The following is an 18,325-nucleotide window of genomic DNA, read 5'->3' as shown; positions in this document are numbered from 1 at the left end:
GTTGATAGGCCGGATCTGGAAGCCCAGTAATGGGTGGAGGTGACCGGTACTAATAGGCCGAGGGCTTGTCCTCAGTTGCTCGCGTCCACTGTGTTGGTTCTGAAACCACGAACAGCCCCATGCCATGGTCACGGTATGGTGCGGCAGTTCAGTTTCATTGTGTTTCGGTGGTCATAGCGTGAGGGAAACGCCCGGTTACATTCCGAACCCGGAAGCTAAGCCTTACAGCGCCGATGGTACTGCAGGGGGGACCCTGTGGGAGAGTAGGACACCGCCGAACAATTATTCAAAGGGTTGGACCCGGAACTTTGGTTCCGGGTCCAACCCTTTTTTGTTGTGCGTTACTTGAAGTTCACGTTGCGCAACAACCATCCGAAGCATGGGTACTGCTGCAATGCTCAGGGCCGCCGGTGTCGGACTCGGTGACGAAGTCGTGGTGCCGGCCTTCGGGAACGTCGAGGTTGCCGAGGCCGTTGCGATGGCCGGAGCGCTGCCGGTGTTCGCCGACATACATCCGGTGACGTACTGCCTCGACGCGTCCGCTGTGGAGGCGGCCGTCACGTCGCGGACGGCGGCGATCGTCGTCGTACACCGCTTCGGACGGCCGGCCGACATCGCGCGGCTGCATGGGATCGGGCAGCGGCACGGGCTGTTGGTGCTGGAGCAGGGGGAGTCCGAGGCGCCGTACGACGAGATCGCTCAGCGGCGGGAGCGGGCTTCCTATCTCGATGCGAAGCTGCGGGGGGTGCGCACGCCTGATGGTGGGGACGGGCACACGTACCAGCAGTACGTCGTGCGGGTGCCGGGGAACGGGCGGCCGGATCGGGACGCCTTCGCTCGGGCCGTGCGGGGCAGGGGAGTTGAGTGCCGGGTGCCGGTGAAGACGCCTGTGCATCGGCTGCCGGAGTTCCGGCGATGTGTGGCTCTGCCGGAGACCGAGCGGGCCGCCGACGAGACGCTCGCGCTGCCGGTGGACGCCTCGTTGACCAAGCGTGAGATGCAGCGGATCGTGTCCGCGTGCAATGCGCTCGGGGGACTGTTGCAGCCCGCTTTCTGACCGAGTCGGGGGCGGACGGCGGCGGTTGGGCGCACGGGCCTGCTCGGGGTATGATCTGTTTCGTCGCCGCGAGGGAAACCTCGAAAAGGTGACAGGCCCTCTTAGCTCAGTCGGTAGAGCGTCTCCATGGTAAGGAGAAGGTCAACGGTTCGATTCCGTTAGAGGGCTCCAGTCAGCAGAAGGCCCCGCCCAATTGGGCGGGGCCTTCTGGGTGTTCGGGGTCAGTCCTTCTGGAGGCCCGGGACGCGCATCGCGAGGATCGCCATGTCGTCGGACGGGGCGTCCGACGCGAAGCGTTCCACCGCGCGCATGATGCGGGCGGCGACCGCGCCGGCTGTGAGGCCCGTGCAGGTCGTGAGGACGTCGGTGAGGCCGTCGTCGCCCAACATGCGGGTGCCTTCTCGGCGTTCGGTGACGCCGTCGGTGACGCAGAGGAGGACGTCGCCCGGGTCGAGGGTGACCGTCTGCTCGTAGAGCTCCAGGTCCTCCATGACGCCGAGGAGCGGCTGGGGTTCGGCGGCCGGTTCGACCGTGCCGTCCTGGCGGAGGCGGAGCGGGAGGGGATGGCCGGCGCAGACCACCTTCAGTTCCGCGCTGCCGTCGGCCTGGGGTCGCAGCTCGCCGTAGAGGAGCGTGAGGAAGCGGCTGCGGGCGCCCTCGTCGAGGATGGCGGAGTTGAGGCGCTCCAGGACCGCCGGGCCGCCGAAGCCCTCCCTGGCGAGGAGGCGGAGGGCGTGGCGGGCCAGGCCGGTGACCGCGGCCGCCTCCGGGCCCGTACCGCATACGTCGCCGATGGCGAAGCCGTAGACGCCCTCGCTGATCGGGAAGAGATCGTAGAAGTCGCCGCCGACCTCGTTGCCCTCGCCGGCGGCGCGGTAGATGACCTCGACCTCGACGCCGCCAATCTCGGGCAGCTCGGGCGGCAGGAGGCTGCGTTGGAGGGACTGGCTGATGGCTGTGCGCTCTGAGTAGAGGCGGGCGTTGTCGAGGGCGAGGGCGGCTCGGCGGCTCAAGTCCTCGGCCAGTTCGAGGATTTCCTGGCGGAAGTGTTCGTCGGTGGGCTTGCCGAGGGTCAGCATGCCGATGACGCGGTTGCGGGCCACGAGGGGCAGGACGACCGTCTCGCCGCCGACCGCGGAGGCCGTGGCCAGGGTCGGGCCGATGCCCGAGGCGACCTGGCGGTTGGGGCCGCCGTTGAGGCCGAGGCTGCGCATGGAACTGCGCAGGGCGGCCTGGTGGGCGACCTCTCCTGGCTTCGACCAGACGCGCGCACCCGGGGTCGGTACCGGGTCGGGCGGGGAGATCTTCGACAGCAACGACTTGATGCCGTCGATGAGTTCCTCGTCCTCGTGCAGGACGTACGAGAGATACGGCTCGGAGGCCTGGTCCGCGATCGTGTAGACGGCGCACCAGGTGGCCAGGGTCGGGACGGTCATCTGGGCCATCAGCGCGAGGGTCTGGTCGCGGTCCAGGGTGCCGGCGAGGAGGTCGGAGGCCTCGACGAGGAAGCTCAGGGAGCCTCGGCGCAGGCGTTCGAGTTCGCCGAGGCGGGCCGACTCGACGGCCAACGCGATGCGGTCGGCGGCGAATTGGAGGCGCAGGGCCTCTTCGTTGGAGTATCTGCCGGGCGACTCGGCGGCCACGCCGAGGGAGCCGGTGAGGCGGCCCTCGACCTTGAGGGGAACGGTGACGACCGAGCGCATGCCCGTGCCGTTGAGGAGTGGGACGGCGCCGGGTACGGCGGTGAGGTCGTCGTGGACGGCCGGCATGCGGGCCGAGCCGTAGCGGCCGGGGCCGGCCTCGACGGGCACGCGTGCGAAGCGCTGGCGGGCGGAGGGCAGGCCCGTGGAGGCGCGGACCTCCAACTCGGTCTCGTCGTCGGTCGCGAGGAGCAGGAAGGCGGAGTCGGCGTCGAGCATGTCGCGGGCGCGTTCCACCGTGCGCTGGAGCAGACCGTCGAGGTCGTCCGGCGCGGGGGAGCCGATGAACACCTCGAAGGGGTCCGTGCTCTGGCCGTCGGGCGAGGTGCCCGAGTCGGAGGAGGGCATGCGCAACGGGGTCTGCAGGACGGCCCGTTCGTGGTCGCGTACCAGGAGGCAGACCGTGGAGGGCTCGCCGCCCGTGTCGCGGACGCGGAGGTGGGAGGCGTAGACCGGGGTGACGCGGCCGTCGGCGCCCCTTATGCCGTAACTGCCTTCCCAGCGCGAGAGTTGGAGTGCCTCCACGATGCCGGTGCTGGTGCCCGGGGTGTGCGGCCAGGCCGCGAGGTCGGTGAGGGGCTTGCCGGTGACCTGGTCGGAGGGGTAGCCGAAGAGTTCCTCGGCGTCCTCGCTCCAGGCGGTGATGGCGCCGCCGCGGTCGATCTGGACGACCGCGACGCGGACCCGGCCGTCCGCGAGGGGGAGAAGGTCGGCGGGCAGGGACGGGCCCGCCGCGCGCGTGCCGACCGCGCGTTCGGGCAGGACGAGTTGGAACCAGACCGTCTTGTGGGTGGGCGTGTACTCGACGCCCCAGCGGTTGGCGAGGGCCGCGCACAGCTGGAGTCCGCGGCCGCCCTCGCGGTCGGGGCTGCCCATGGTGGAGGGGTGGCCCTGGAGGGGGATCTCGCGTTCGGGATAGTGGTCGGCGACCTCGATGCGTACGCCTTCGTCACTGCGTAGGCACAGGACGTCGGCGGCGGTGCCGGCGTGCACCACGGCGTTGGTCACCAGCTCGCTGGTGAGGACCACGGCGTCGTCGACGATGTCGGCGAAACCCCAGCCCTGGAGGGTGTCGCGGACGAAGGAGCGGGCGGTCGCTACCGATCGACCGACGGGCTCGAAGCTGGCGGCCGCGCGCGCGGTGATCACAGAACTCCTCAGCCGGTTGTCGACGGGCAGGGCTGCGTGGCCGACCGGCTCGTGCCGCTGATGCGGCAGGCCGCCCGTCGGCCTACGGTCCGGGGGCTGTCCCCCGGGGATCAGTCCGGTGGTCATGTGTTGCGGCCGCCCCTCCGATGCCCGCTCGTTGTCGTGCCACCGCCCAGGCCGGACGGACCGGTGCGGCTGGACAGCCGCATGCAAGGTTACTTACCTTCGCCGTCCGGGCGGATGCCGGTCTGCAGTGTTTCCGCCCAGAGGGTGTGCGGACGCTGTGCGAAGCTGCCGAACTGTTATGGCCGGGTTCAGACAGGGTGAAACACTGGGCAGGCTTCATGTGAAGGTACGGGCACGCTGCGTGTCATATCTGTACGGCGGGCAGCAGCCCTTGGTGTGGCCTGATTACATCGGGCAGAGATATGCAGCAGTAACTGGTACGCCGAACAGTAGTACGCGAGCACAGCAGTAACGGTCGACCCCTTCGGGAGGGACACAGTGGAGTCTGGCGCAGCGACGCGGGGCACTAAGACGCGCGCGAAAGGCGGACAGTCCCTGAAGAACCAGCGCAAACCACGCGCCGGGACGACCGAGGTGGACACGGCCACCCTCGATCGGTTGCTGACGGCACTCGTCTCCATGCGGGACGGGAATTTCCGCAAGCGGCTCACGGTGTCCGGCGACGGCGTGATGTCGGAGATCGCCGCCGTTTTCAATGAGGTCGCCGACCGTAATCTCCATTTGACGGGTGAATTGTCGCGTGTAAGGCGCATGGTGGGCCGTGAGGGCAAGCTCACCGAACGGCTGGAGGCGGGTGCCGGTGAAGGCTCCTGGGCCGCCGCCGTGGACGCCTCGAACGCGCTCGTGGACGATCTCGTACGACCCGTCTCCGAGGTCGGCCGGGTGCTGTCGGCGGTGGCGGAGGGCGATCTGTCGCCCCGCATGGAGCTGCGGACGCAGGCGCCGGACGGGACCGGGCATCCGCTGCGCGGCGAGTTCCTGAAGGTCGGCCGGACCGTCAACAACCTCGTCGACCAGCTCTCCACGTTCACCGACGAGGTCACGCGCGTGGCCAGCGAGGTGGGCACCGAGGGCAAGCTGGGCGGCCAGGCACGCGTGCGTGGCATGTCGGGTTCGTGGAAGGACCTCACGGACTCCGTCAACACGATGGCGTACCGGCTGACGGCTCAGGTGCGGGACATCGCGCTGGTGACGACGGCGGTCGCGAAGGGCGACCTGTCGCGCAAGGTCACGGTTCATGTCGCCGGCGAGATGCTGGAGCTCAAGAACACCGTCAACACGATGGTGGACCAGCTGTCGTCCTTCTCCTCCGAGGTGACGCGAGTCGCGCGCGAGGTGGGCACCGAGGGCGAGCTCGGCGGGCAGGCGCAGGTGCCGGGTGTGGCCGGCGTGTGGAAGGACCTCACCGATTCGGTGAACCTCATGGCCGGCAACCTGACGGCCCAGGTGCGCGGGATCGCCCAGGTGACCACGGCGGTCGCCAACGGTGACCTCTCGCAGAAGGTGACCGTGTCGGCGCGCGGTGAGATCGCGCAGCTCGCGGACACCATCAACCAGATGACCGAGACGCTGCGGATCTTCGCGGACGAGGTCACGCGCGTGGCCAACGAGGTCGGCGCCGCGGGGCAGCTGGGCGGCCAGGCGAACGTGCCGGGCGCGGCCGGTACCTGGAAGGACCTGACGGACTCCGTCAACACGGTCTTCCGCAACCTCACCACGCAGGTGCGGGACATCGCCGCGGTGACCACGGCCGTGGCCAGCGGTGACCTGTCCCAGAAGGTCACGGTCGACGTGGCCGGCGAGATGCTGGAGCTGAAGAACACCGTCAACGGGATGGTGGACCAGCTGTCGTCCTTCGGTTCCGAGGTCACGCGCGTGGCGCGTGAAGTCGGTGTCGAGGGTGAGCTGGGCGGCCAGGCACAGGTGCCGGGCGCGGCCGGTACGTGGAAGGACCTGACGGACTCGGTCAACACCGCGTTCCGCAACCTCACCGGGCAGGTGCGCAACATCGCCCAGGTGACGACGGCGGTGGCCAACGGCGATCTGTCGCAGAAGGTCACCGTGGACGTCTCCGGCGAGATGCTCCAGCTGAAGAACACCGTGAACACGATGGTGGACCAGCTGTCGTCCTTCGCCGACCAGGTGACGCGGATGGCCCGGGACGTGGGCACGGAGGGCCGTCTCGGCGGTCAGGCGGTCGTGCCGGGGGTCGCGGGTACGTGGAAGGAGCTCACCGACTCCGTCAACGGCATGGCGGGCAACCTCACCGCCCAGGTGCGCAACATCGCCCAGGTGACCACCGCGGTCGCTCAGGGCGATCTGTCGCAGAAGATCACCGTGGACGCGCGCGGGGAGATCCTGGAGCTGAAGAACACCGTCAACACGATGGTCGACCAGCTCTCCGGGTTCGCCGAGCAGGTGACCCGGGTGGCCCGTGAGGTGGGCACCGAGGGCCGCCTCGGCGGGCAGGCGCAGGTGCCGGGTGTGGCCGGTGTGTGGCGGGACCTGACCGACTCCGTGAACGGCATGGCCGGGAACCTCACGGCTCAGGTGCGCAACATCGCCCAGGTCGCCACCGCGGTCGCGCGGGGTGACCTGTCGCAGAAGATCACCGTGGACGCGCGCGGGGAGATCCAGGAGCTCAAGAACACCCTGAACACGATGGTCGACCAGCTGTCGTCGTTCGCGGAGGAGGTCACCCGGGTCGCCCGCGAGGTGGGCACGGAGGGCCAACTGGGCGGTCAGGCCGAGGTGCAGGGGGTCTCCGGCACCTGGAAGGACCTCACCCAGTCCGTGAACTTCATGGCGAACAACCTGACCATCCAGGTCCGCAACATCGCCGAGGTCACCACCGCGGTCGCCAAGGGCGACCTGTCGAAGAAGGTCACCGTCGACGCGAAGGGCGAGATCCTCGAACTCGTCACCACCGTCAACACGATGGTCGACCAGCTGTCGTCCTTCGCCGAGCAGGTGACCCGGGTGGCGCGCGAGGTGGGCACCGAGGGCATCCTGGGCGGCCAGGCGCACGTGCCCGGCATCACGGGCATCTGGAAGGACCTCAGCGGCAACGTCAACCTGATGGCCAAGAACCTGACCGTGCAGGTGCGGAACATCTCGCAGGTCGCCGCGGCCGTCGCCAACGGTGACCTGACCCGGACGGTGACGATCGAGGCGCGCGGCGAGGTCGCGCAGCTCGCCGACACCATCAACACCATGGTGAAGACGCTGAGTTCGTTCGCCGAACAGGTCACCAAGGTGGCTCGCGAGGTGGGTACGGACGGCATCCTGGGCGGGCAGGCGCGGGTGCCCGGCGTGGCCGGCACGTGGAAGGACCTCACCGAGTCGGTGAACCAGATGGCGTCCAACCTGACCGGTCAGGTGCGCAACATCGCCATGGTCACCACCGCCATCGCCAAGGGCGATCTCACCAAGAAGATCGACATCGACGCGCGCGGGGAGATCCTCGAACTCAAGACGACCATCAACACGATGGTCGACCAGCTGTCCTCCTTCGCGGAGGAGGTCACCCGAGTCGCCCGCGAGGTGGGCACCGAGGGGCAACTGGGCGGCCAGGCACGCGTGCGTGACGTCGACGGCACCTGGCGCGACCTCACCGAGTCGGTGAACGAGATGGCCGGGAACCTGACCCGGCAGGTACGTGCCATCGCGCGCGTGGCGACCGCGGTGACCCGCGGCGACCTGAACCTGAAGATCGACGTGGACGCGTCCGGGGAGATCCAGGAACTCCAGGACTACATCAACAAGATGATCGCCAACCTGCGCGACACCACCATCGCCAACAAGGAGCAGGACTGGCTCAAGGGCAACCTCGCCCGCATCTCCGCGCTGATGCAGGGCCGCCGCGACATGCAGGACGTGGCCTCGCTGATCATGAGCGAGCTGACGCCGGTGGTCTCCGCCCAGCACGGCGCGTTCTTCGTCGCGATGCCCCTGGCGGACGCGGAGGGCGAGGAGGCGTACGAGCTGCGCATGCTCGGGTCGTACGGCTACTCCATGGGCTCCATGCCGACGTCGTTCAGGCCGGGTGAGGCGCTGATCGGGACGGCCGCGCAGGAGAAGCGCACGATCCTCGTGGAGAACGCGCCCAGCGGCTATCTGAAGATCTCCTCGGGGCTCGGTGAGGCGCCGCCCGCGCAGGTGATCGTCCTTCCGGTGCTGTTCGAGGGCCAGGTGCTCGGCGTCATCGAGCTGGCCTCCTTCACGCCCTTCACGCAGATCCAGAAGGACTTCCTCAACCAGATCGCCGAGATGATCGCGACCAGCGTCAACACGATCTCCGTCAACACCAAGACGGAGCAGCTGCTGAAGCAGTCGCAGGAGCTGACCGAGCAACTCCGGGAGCGGTCGGCCGAGTTGGAGAACCGGCAGAAGGCCCTCCAGGCGTCCAACGCCGAACTGGAGGACAAGGCCGAGCTGTTGGCCCAGCAGAACCGCGACATCGAGGTGAAGAACACCGAGATCGAGGAGGCGCGGCAGGTCCTGGAGGAGCGCGCCGAGCAACTCGCGGTCTCCATGCGCTACAAGAGCGAGTTCCTGGCCAACATGTCCCACGAGCTGCGTACGCCGCTCAACTCGCTGCTGATCCTGGCCAAGCTGCTCGCCGACAACGCGGACGCCAACCTCACGCCCAAGCAGGTCGAGTTCGCCGAGACCATCCACGGAGCGGGATCCGACCTGCTCCAGCTGATCAACGACATCCTCGACCTCTCCAAGGTCGAGGCGGGCAAGATGGACGTCTCCCCGACGCGCATCGCCCTGGTCCAGCTCGTCGACTACGTGGAGGCCACCTTCCGGCCGTTGACCGCGGAGAAGGGCCTGGATCTGTCGGTCCGGGTCTCGCCCGAGCTGCCGGCCACGCTGCACACCGACGAGCAGCGCCTCCTCCAGGTGCTGCGCAACCTGCTGTCCAACGCGGTGAAGTTCACCGACTCCGGGGCGGTGGAGCTGGTGATCAGGCCGGCCGGCGCGGACACACCGGCGTCGATCCGGGAGCAGTTGCTGGAGGCCGGTTCGCTGCGGGACGCGGACGCCGACCTGATCGCGTTCTCGGTGACCGACACCGGGATCGGCATCGCGGCCAGCAAGATGCGGGTGATCTTCGAGGCGTTCAAGCAGGCGGACGGCACGACCAGCCGCAAGTACGGCGGTACGGGCCTGGGGTTGTCGATCTCCCGGGAGATCGCCCAGCTGCTCGGCGGCGAGATCCACGCGCAGAGCGAACCGGGCCGCGGCTCCACGTTCACGCTGTATTTGCCGCTGCACCCCAGCGAACTGCCGCCGCAGGGCTACCAGCAGCCGATGCCGGCCCTCGGGGCCAGCGATCTGGTGGCCGCGGCGGACCTGGCCCAGCTCACCGAGTCGGCGATCGAGACGCCGGCCGAGGTGAAGTCGTACCAGGAGACCCAGAACGGGGCCGCCGCGCTCTTCCGGCGCCGCCGGCGGCCGGGGCTCGACACCGAGTACCGCAACGGCGCCCTGGAGCCGCGTACGGCCCTGGAGCCGAGCGCGGTGCTCCAGCCGCACCGCAACATCCGCTTCGCCGGGCAGAAGGTGCTGATCGTCGACGACGACATCCGCAACGTGTTCGCGTTGACCAGCGTGTTGGAGCAGCACGGGTTGTCGGTGCTGTACGCGGAGAACGGGCGCGAGGGCATCGAGGTGCTGGAGCAGCACGACGACGTGGCGGTCGTCCTGATGGACATCATGATGCCGGAGATGGACGGGTACGCCACGACGAACGCCATCCGGCGGATGCCGCAGTTCGCGGGTCTGCCGATCATCGCGCTGACCGCGAAGGCGATGAAGGGCGACCGGGAGAAGGCCATCGAGTCGGGCGCCTCCGACTACGTCACCAAGCCGGTCGATCCCGATCATCTGCTGGCTGTGATGGATCAGTGGATGCGAGGGGAGTGAGGGGAACCTTTGATGTTCACACGGAGTTGCTGACTCAGTGTGCCCGGAGCGGTGTAGAAGTACGGGAAGCGGGGAACCTTCTGGTCTCCCGCTGCGTTTCTGCTACGTGCACAGTGACATCGCGGTGACAGGGTGTGGCGACGGGCGGGGTACGGCTACGATGACCGGCACAAGGACGGGCGGCGAAAGGGAGTCGTCCCCAGGGGCGGCGCCCGGTGCACATCCGGGGCGAGGAGGGCGGGCCATGGTGCAGAAGGCCAAGATCCTCCTGGTCGATGACCGGCCGGAGAATCTGCTGGCGCTGGAGGCCATCCTCTCCGCGCTCGATCAGACACTGGTGCGGGCATCGTCCGGGGAGGAAGCACTCAAGGCACTGCTCACGGACGACTTCGCGGTCATTCTGCTGGACGTGCAGATGCCGGGTATGGACGGATTCGAGACGGCCGCGCACATCAAGCGGCGGGAGCGGACCCGGGACATCCCGATCATCTTCCTCACCGCGATCAACCATGGGCCGCACCACACCTTCCGCGGATACGCGGCGGGCGCGGTCGACTACATCTCCAAGCCGTTCGACCCGTGGGTGCTGCGTGCGAAGGTCTCGGTCTTCGTCGAGCTGTACATGAAGAACTGCCAACTGCGGGAGCAGGCGGCGCTGCTGCGGCTCCAGTTGGAGGGCGGCGGCGGCAAGGCCGCGGTCGGCGACACGAAGGAGCCGGCGTCTCTGCTCGCCGAGCTGTCGGCGCGGCTCGCGGCGGTCGAGGAGCAGGCCGAGGCGCTGTCCAAGCAGCTCGACGACGATTCGGCGGACGCGGCGGCGGTGGCCACGGCGGCCCATCTCGAACGCAAACTCACCGGTCTGCGGCGGGCGCTGGACGCCCTGGAGCCGGGCGCCGGGAACACGTCGACGGTGCCTTCACAGAACTGACGCCGCGCGCGGCACAGTTGCGGATGAGGACGCGTCAGTTCCGCGTATACCCAAGGGCGACACGAACGGGTGAAGCAGTGGGCACACGTGTCCCTTGTCGTCTCCGACGGTAACCTCACACCTATGGCCTCACGTCCCTCCGCTGCCAAGAAGCAGCCCGCGAAGAAGGCGGCGGCTCCGGCGAAGAAGGCCGCTGCGAAGAAGCCCCCGGCGAAGAAGGCGCCCGCCAGGAAGGCGGCGGCCAAGAAAGCCGCGCCGCCGAAGCCCGCGCCGAGCCCGACCGGGGGCATCTACAAGCTCGTACGCGCCGTCTGGCTGGGCCTGGCGCACTCCGTGGGCGCGGTGTTCCGCGGCATAGGGAACGGCGCGAAGAACCTCGACCCGGCGCACCGCAAGGACGGGGTCGCGCTGCTGCTGCTCGGCATCGCCCTGATCGTCGCCGCGGGCACCTGGGCCGATCTGCGCGGACCGGTCGGCGACCTCGTCGAGATCCTGGTGACCGGCGCCTTCGGCCGCCTCGACCTGCTCGTGCCGATACTGCTCGCGGTCATCGCGGTGCGGTTCATCCGGCACCCCGAGAAGCCCGATGCCAACGGCCGCATCGTGATCGGGCTGTCCGCGCTCGTCATCGGCGTGCTCGGCCAGGTCCACATCGCGTGCGGCGCGCCCGCGCGCAGCGACGGCATGCAGGCCATAAGGGACGCCGGCGGTCTCATCGGCTGGGGCGCGGCGACCCCGCTGACGTACACCATGGGCGAGGTGCTGGCCGTACCGCTGCTCGTGCTGCTGACCGTCTTCGGGCTGCTCGTGGTGACGGCCACGCCGGTCAACGCCATCCCGCAGCGGCTGCGGCTGCTCGGTGTGAAGCTCGGTGTCGTGCACGCGCCGGAGCTCGAAGAGGACGAGTTCACCGAGGACGACGAGCAGCGCTACGACGAGCAGTGGCGCGAGGCGCTGCCGGCACGCGCGCGTAAGCGCGGTTCCGGCCAGGAGGCGTACGACCCCGACAGTGCGGAGCAGGAGGCCCTCTCCAAGCGTCGTGGCCGCCCCAGGCGCTCCGCCGTGCAGCAGCCCGACATGAACCGGCCCATGGACGCCGTGGACGTCGCCGCGGCCGCCGCCGCCGCGCTCGACGGGGCCGTGCTGCACGGGATGCCGCCCTCGCCGATCGTCGCCGACCTCACCCAGGGCGTGCGCGTGGGGGACCGGGAGGAGACGACGCCCACCCCGACGCCGGTGCCGGCCGCGCGGCCCAAGCAGGAGAAGCTGAAGGTGGAGGTCGCCGACCTCACCAAGCCCGCGCCCGAGACCCCGGGCGACCTGCCGCCACGCGCCGAGCAGCTCCAGCTCTCCGGCGACATCACGTACTCGCTGCCCTCCCTCGACCTCCTCACGCGCGGCGGCCCCGGCAAGGCGCGCTCCGCCGCCAACGACGCGGTCGTCGCCTCGCTCACCAACGTCTTCGCCGAGTTCAAGGTCGACGCGGCCGTCACCGGCTTCACGCGCGGGCCGACGGTCACGCGCTACGAGGTGGAGCTGGGCCCCGCCGTGAAGGTCGAGCGGATCACCGCGCTCACCAAGAACATCGCGTACGCCGTCGCCAGCCCCGACGTCCGGATCATCTCGCCGATCCCCGGCAAGTCCGCGGTCGGCATCGAGATCCCGAACACCGACCGCGAGATGGTCAACCTGGGTGACGTGCTCCGCCTGGCGGCCGCCGCCGAGGACGACCACCCCATGCTCGTGGCGCTCGGCAAGGACGTCGAGGGCGGCTATGTGATGGCCAACCTGGCGAAGATGCCGCACGTCCTGGTCGCCGGAGCCACCGGTTCCGGCAAGTCGTCCTGCATCAACTGCCTGATCACGTCGATCATGGTCCGCGCGACCCCCGAGGACGTCCGCATGGTCCTCGTCGACCCCAAGCGCGTCGAGCTGACCGCGTACGAGGGCATCCCGCACCTGATCACGCCGATCATCACCAACCCGAAGCGGGCCGCCGAGGCGCTCCAGTGGGTCGTACGCGAGATGGACCTGCGCTACGACGACCTCGCGGCGTTCGGCTACCGGCACATCGACGACTTCAACCAGGCCATCCGCGACGGCAAGCTCAAGACGCCCGAGGGCAGCGAGCGGGAGCTCAAGACCTACCCGTACCTGCTGGTGATCGTCGACGAGCTCGCCGACCTGATGATGGTGGCCCCGCGTGACGTCGAGGACTCGATCGTGCGCATCACGCAGCTCGCGCGCGCGGCCGGCATCCACCTGGTGCTCGCGACCCAGCGGCCCTCCGTCGACGTCGTCACCGGTCTGATCAAGGCGAACGTGCCCTCGCGCCTCGCCTTCGCCACCTCCTCGCTCGCCGACAGCCGCGTCATCCTGGACCAGCCCGGCGCCGAGAAGCTCATCGGCAAGGGTGACGGGCTGTATCTGCCGATGGGTCAGAACAAGCCCACGCGTATGCAGGGCGCCTTCGTGACCGAGGAGGAGGTCGCGGTCGTCGTCCAGCACTGCAAGGACCAGATGGCGCCCGTCTTCCGGGACGACGTCACCGTGGGCACCAAGCAGAAGAAGGAGATCGACGAGGAGATCGGCGACGACCTCGACCTGCTGTGCCAGGCGGCCGAGCTGGTGGTCTCCACCCAGTTCGGGTCGACGTCCATGCTCCAGCGCAAGCTGCGCGTCGGCTTCGCCAAGGCCGGGCGGCTCATGGACCTGATGGAGTCCCGGGGGATCGTCGGACCGAGCGAGGGCTCCAAGGCACGTGACGTTCTTGTGAAGGGTGATGAGCTGGATGGTGTGCTCGCGGTGATCCGCGGGGAGGCGTAAGGGGAGTCCGGTACGCGTTCCCAGCCGGGTGCGGTCACCGATGTTCGATCGTGATCCACCCGTAAGGGATCATTGAGCAACCGTTTCCCTTCGGCGTACGTCAAGTTGAGGGAAGCAAGCAGGAAGTACCCCCGCCATCGGCGTGTCCGGCCATACCGATGGGCTACAAAGTCCCACCGCCCGGTTGCCCCACCCTTTCGTACCCCCCCTAGACTGAACCTCCAGCACAGGTGGCTTAAACGCTCGAAAGGCGCCCCCGTGTCCATCGGCAACTCTCCTGAAGACGAGCGTCCGTTCGAAGACGATCGCGAGGAAGCCCGCCCCTCCATCGGCCGCGCCCTTCAGCAGGCGCGCATCGCGGCCGGGCTCACCGTCGACGATGTCAGCAACGCCACCCGAGTCCGTATCGCCATCGTCCACGCCATCGAGGCGGACGACTTCGCCCCCTGTGGCGGAGACGTCTACGCGCGCGGGCACATCCGGACCCTGGCCAAGGCCGTCCACATCGACCCCGCACCGCTGCTCGAGCAGTTCAGCGAGGCGCACGGCGGCGGCCGTCCGGCCCCGACGCCGGCGGCCCCGCTCTTCGAGGCGGAGCGCATCCGCCCCGAGCGGCGCGGGCCCAACTGGACCGCGGCGATGGTCGCCGCGATCGTCGCCGTGATCGGCTTCGTCGGCTTCACCGCCTTCAAGGGCGGCGACGACGACGGTGCCAAGACGCAGGTGGCCGAGGGCTCCACGCCCACGGTCAGCAAGTCGGCCTCACCCACTCCCAAGAAGACCCCCTCCGAGAACCCCAAGAGCGACCCCTCCGACAGTGCCATCGCGGCCGCGCCCCAGGACAAGGTGACCGTCCAGGTCAGCGCCGCCGACGGACGCAGCTGGATCTCGGCCAAGGACCACAACGGCCGGCTGCTCTTCGACGGCCTGCTGGAACAGGGCGACTCCAAGACCTTCCAGGACAGCGACAAGATCAACCTCGTCCTCGGTGACGCGGGCGCGATCCAGCTGTTCGTCAACGGCAAGAAGATCGAGGACGACTTCCAGCCGGGCGCGGTGGAGCGCCTGACGTATACGAAGGGCGATCCGCAGGTCGGTTAGAACGGCGGTCCTGCCGTCGAGCGTGACCTGATGCGTGTTCTTGCGGGGCTGGCGATGATCGCCAGCCCCGTCGACGTGGGGTGTCAGTGGGACGAAGTAGTCTTGAGCCCATGCCTGAACGCCGTACCGTCGCACTCGTCACCCTTGGCTGCGCCCGTAACGAGGTGGACTCGGAGGAGCTCGCAGGCCGCTTGGAGGCGGACGGCTGGGACCTCGTCGAGGACGCCGCGGACGCGGACGTGGCCGTCGTCAACACGTGCGGCTTCGTCGACGCCGCCAAGAAGGACTCCGTCGACGCCCTCCTGGAGGCCAACGACCTCAAGGGGCACGGCAGAACCCAGGCCGTGGTGGCGGTGGGCTGCATGGCCGAGCGGTACGGCAAGGACCTCGCCGAAGCCCTCCCCGAGGCCGACGGCGTGCTCGGCTTCGACGACTACGCGGACATCTCCGACCGCCTCCAGACCATCCTGAACGGCGGCATCCACGCCTCCCACACCCCGCGCGACCGCCGCAAGCTGCTCCCGATCAGCCCGGCACAGCGTCAGGAATCGGCCGCCGACGTCGCGCTGCCCGGACACGGCCCGGCCGCGCCGGTGGCCCCCGCCGACCTCCCGGAGGGCCTCGCCCCGGCGTCCGGCCCGCGCGCGCCCCTGCGCCGCCGCCTGGACGGCGCCCCGGTCGCCTCGGTGAAGCTCGCCTCCGGCTGCGACCGGCGCTGCTCCTTCTGCGCCATCCCGTCCTTCCGCGGCTCCTTCATCTCCCGCCGCCCCAGCGACGTGCTCAACGAGACGCGCTGGCTGGCCGAGCAGGGCGTCAAGGAGGTCATGCTGGTCTCCGAGAACAACACGTCCTACGGCAAGGACCTGGGCGACATCCGCCTCCTTGAGTCGCTCCTGCCCGAACTCGCCGACGTCGACGGCATCGAGCGCGTGCGCGTCAGCTACCTCCAGCCGGCCGAGATGCGGCCCGGCCTCATCGACGTACTGACCTCGACGCCCAAGGTGGCCCCGTACTTCGACCTCTCCTTCCAGCACTCCGCCCCCGGCGTGCTGCGCGCCATGCGCCGCTTCGGCGACACCGACCGCTTCCTGGAGCTGCTCGGCACGATCCGCTCCAAGGCCCCGCAGGCCGGCGTGCGCTCCAACTTCATCGTGGGCTTCCCCGGCGAGAGCGAGGCCGACCTGGCCGAGCTGGAGCGGTTCCTGAACGGCGCGCGGCTGGACGCCATCGGCGTCTTCGGCTACTCCGACGAGGACGGCACGGAGGCGGCCGGCTACGAGAACAAGCTCCCCGAGGACGTCGTCGCCGAGCGGCTGGCCCGTGTCTCGCGGCTCGCCGAGGAACTCGTCTCGCAGCGCGCCGAGGAGCGCCTGGGTGAGACCGTGCACGTGCTCGTGGAGTCCGTGGACGACGAGGGCGTGTACGGGCGCGGCACGCACCAGGCGCCCGAGACGGACGGCCAGGTGCTGCTCACGAGCGGCGCGGGGCTGAGCGTCGGCCGTATCGTCGAGGCCAAGGTGGTCGGTACGGAAGGTGTCGACCTCGTGGCCGAGCCGCTGGCGGGCTCGCTCGACTGTAGTGAGGAGGCGGACAGATGACCGGAGTGCCGGCATCGGCGGCGAACGGCTCCTCCGGCGCGCAGGGTGCGCCGGCGAGCGCGGCGTCCGGCGCCCTCTCCGATCCCGAGTCCGAATCCGTGTCCGTCTCCCCATCGGTGCCCGAGTCGCTGCCCGAGGCCGTGGCGTACGCCGTGTCCGACGGCAAGCCCGCGGTCGCGTCCGAAACCGGTGCCTCGTCCGAGGCCGACGTGAAGCCGGTGCGGGGCGGCAAGCTGGCCGCCGCGGCCGTCAACGAGGCCAGCGTCTGGAACATCGCCAACCTGCTGACCATGCTCCGGCTGGTCCTCGTCCCCGGCTTCGTCGCCCTGATGCTGGCCGACGGCGGGTACGACCCGGCATGGCGGGCGTTCGCCTGGGCGGCGTTCGCGATCGCCATGATCACCGACCTGTTCGACGGGCACATCGCCCGGACGTACGACCTCGTCACCGACTTCGGGAAGATCGCCGACCCCATCGCCGACAAGGCGATCATGGGGGCGGCGCTGATCTGTCTCTCCTCGCTGGGTGATCTGCCCTGGTGGGTCACGATCGTCATCCTCGGCAGGGAACTCGGGATCACCCTGCTGCGTTTCCTGGTCATCCGCTACGGCGTCATTCCCGCGAGCCGGGGCGGCAAGCTCAAGACCCTCACCCAGGGCGTGGCCGTCGGGATGTACGTCCTCGCGCTGACGGGCTGGCTGGCCACCCTGCGGTTCTGGGTGATGGCCGCGGCCGTCGTCCTGACCGTGGTGACCGGGCTCGACTATGTGAGACAGGCCATTGTGCTGCGCCGGCAGGGAATCGCCGAGCGCAAGGCCGCGTTGGAGGAGGCGGAAGCGTGAGTTCTCCGGCCGCCGACGTGGTGCGACTACTGACAGTGAAGGGCTGGACCCTCGCGGTCGCCGAGTCGCTGACCGGTGGGCTGGTCGCGGCGGACATCACATCCGTCCCCGGGGCGTCCAAGGCCTTCCGCGGCTCGGTGACGGCCTACGCCACCGAGCTGAAGCACGACGTACTGGGTGTCGACGCCGCCCTGCTGGCACAGCGCGGGGCGGTGGATCCGCAGGTCGCGGCCCAGATGGCGGCCGGAGTGCGCAAGGCGCTCGGCGCCGACTGGGGCATCGCGACCACCGGTGTCGCGGGGCCTCAGCCGCAGGACGGCAAGCCCGTCGGGACGGTTTTCGTGGCCGTGGACGGGCCTTTCACGGTCCATTCCGGTTCCGCCGGTGGCGGAAAAGTAGAGGCCCTGCGGTTGAACGGCGACCGTGAGGAAATTCGTAGAGAGAGTGTACGGAGCGTACTCGCACTGCTTCTGGCGGAGCTCGTGAGCGAACACACCGGGAATGAGCGGGCACAGGATACGGAACAGAACGGGGGGTTTTGATGTTTGCAGCCCTGAGTGAACACGACATCGCTCCCCGCACGGCCGCGGCGCAAGGCGGTACGGTGGGGCGTGAAGGATGCGGCTACGCGGTCCGAGGAGGGAGCCACCGATGATTCTGCTCCGTCGCCTGCTGGGTGACGTGCTGCGTCGGCAGCGCCAGCGCCAGGGCCGTACTCTGCGCGAAGTCTCCTCGTCCGCCCGAGTCTCACTCGGCTATCTCTCCGAGGTGGAGCGGGGGCAGAAGGAGGCGTCTTCCGAGCTGCTCTCCGCCATCTGCGACGCGTTGGACGTACGGATGTCCGAACTCATGCGGGAAGTGAGCGACGAGCTCGCTCTCGCCGAACTGGCCCGGTCCGCCGCGGCCCCCGAGCCCGTACCCACGCCGGTTCGCCCGAGGCTGGGTTCCGTCTCGGTGGCGGGTGTGCCACCGGAACGGGTCACCATCAAGGCGCCCGCCGAGGCGGTCGACGTCGTCGCCGCGTGACGCTCACGCTGGTGCACGGCTGATCAGGCGCTGACCGGCGCCGAAGAAGTGTGCGAGCCCCGACCAGGGGCTTCTCCGGAGAAGTTCGGAGAGGCGCGGTCGGGGTTTTCGCGTTTCCGGGATCTGCGCGGTGCCGT

The 18,325-nt window shown here is 69.2% G+C and carries 10 protein-coding genes, 1 tRNA gene and 1 rRNA gene; 11 read left to right on the top strand and 1 reads right to left on the bottom strand.

Annotation, left to right across the window (positions count from 1 at the left end):
• The first annotated feature begins 163 nt into the window (after positions 1 to 163).
• From rrf to ACIP6U_RS26210, 3 genes are all read left to right on the top strand, one after another.
• Positions 164 to 280: ribosomal RNA gene (gene rrf, locus ACIP6U_RS26220) — 5S ribosomal RNA — on the top strand.
• Positions 281 to 394: 114 nt separating this feature from the next.
• Positions 395 to 1,057 (top strand): DegT/DnrJ/EryC1/StrS family aminotransferase, encoded by a 663-nt coding sequence (locus tag ACIP6U_RS26215; protein WP_401722375.1) that lies wholly within the window; start codon positions 395 to 397, stop codon positions 1,055 to 1,057.
• A 95-nt stretch (positions 1,058 to 1,152) separates the two neighbouring features.
• Positions 1,153 to 1,228: transfer RNA gene (locus ACIP6U_RS26210), tRNA-Thr, on the top strand.
• A 50-nt stretch (positions 1,229 to 1,278) separates the two neighbouring features.
• Here the strand turns inward: ACIP6U_RS26210 and ACIP6U_RS26205 are convergent.
• Positions 1,279 to 4,032 (bottom strand): SpoIIE family protein phosphatase, encoded by a 2,754-nt coding sequence (locus tag ACIP6U_RS26205; RefSeq protein WP_401722333.1) that lies wholly within the window; start codon positions 4,030 to 4,032, stop codon positions 1,279 to 1,281.
• Between the two features lie 378 nt (positions 4,033 to 4,410).
• Here ACIP6U_RS26205 and ACIP6U_RS26200 point away from each other — a divergent pair, with 378 nt between their 5' ends.
• The 8 genes from ACIP6U_RS26200 (at position 4,411) to ACIP6U_RS26165 (ending at position 18,188) form a co-directional block, all read left to right on the top strand.
• Positions 4,411 to 9,867 (top strand): HAMP domain-containing protein, encoded by a 5,457-nt coding sequence (locus ACIP6U_RS26200; protein WP_401722330.1) that lies wholly within the window; start codon positions 4,411 to 4,413, stop codon positions 9,865 to 9,867.
• A 244-nt stretch (positions 9,868 to 10,111) separates the two neighbouring features.
• Positions 10,112 to 10,795 carry a two-component system response regulator gene (locus tag ACIP6U_RS26195; RefSeq protein WP_401722327.1) on the top strand — a complete coding sequence of 228 codons (684 nt, stop codon included), beginning with the start codon at positions 10,112 to 10,114 and terminating at the stop codon, positions 10,793 to 10,795.
• A 123-nt stretch (positions 10,796 to 10,918) separates the two neighbouring features.
• Complete coding sequence (locus ACIP6U_RS26190) at positions 10,919 to 13,621, top strand: DNA translocase FtsK (protein WP_401722325.1); 2,703 nt, start codon at positions 10,919 to 10,921, stop codon at positions 13,619 to 13,621.
• A 258-nt stretch (positions 13,622 to 13,879) separates the two neighbouring features.
• Positions 13,880 to 14,722: a helix-turn-helix domain-containing protein gene (locus ACIP6U_RS26185; RefSeq protein WP_401722322.1), complete on the top strand. Its 843-nt coding sequence runs from the start codon at positions 13,880 to 13,882 to the stop codon at positions 14,720 to 14,722.
• A gap of 110 nt (positions 14,723 to 14,832) precedes the next feature.
• Positions 14,833 to 16,320, top strand: coding sequence for a 30S ribosomal protein S12 methylthiotransferase RimO (gene rimO, locus ACIP6U_RS26180; RefSeq protein ID WP_401722316.1), 1,488 nt, complete (start codon positions 14,833 to 14,835; stop codon positions 16,318 to 16,320).
• Complete coding sequence (gene pgsA, locus ACIP6U_RS26175; RefSeq protein ID WP_401722314.1) at positions 16,317 to 17,162, top strand: CDP-diacylglycerol--glycerol-3-phosphate 3-phosphatidyltransferase; 846 nt, start codon at positions 16,317 to 16,319, stop codon at positions 17,160 to 17,162. The genes rimO and pgsA overlap by 4 nt, the downstream gene beginning before the upstream one ends.
• Positions 17,159 to 17,704: a CinA family protein gene (locus ACIP6U_RS26170; protein ID WP_401722312.1), complete on the top strand. Its 546-nt coding sequence runs from the start codon at positions 17,159 to 17,161 to the stop codon at positions 17,702 to 17,704. The genes pgsA and ACIP6U_RS26170 overlap by 4 nt, the downstream gene beginning before the upstream one ends.
• Before the next feature lie 109 nt (positions 17,705 to 17,813).
• Positions 17,814 to 18,188 (top strand): helix-turn-helix transcriptional regulator, encoded by a 375-nt coding sequence (locus tag ACIP6U_RS26165; RefSeq protein ID WP_123997328.1) that lies wholly within the window; start codon positions 17,814 to 17,816, stop codon positions 18,186 to 18,188.
• Positions 18,189 to 18,325: the final 137 nt, after the last annotated feature.

Source organism: Streptomyces sp. NPDC088794, from assembly GCF_044750545.1.
In the GTDB taxonomy this organism is placed as follows: Bacteria; Actinomycetota; Actinomycetes; order Streptomycetales; family Streptomycetaceae; genus Streptomyces.
Note: the sequence above shows the minus strand (reverse complement) of the source record. Positions and strands in the feature narration are given on the sequence as shown.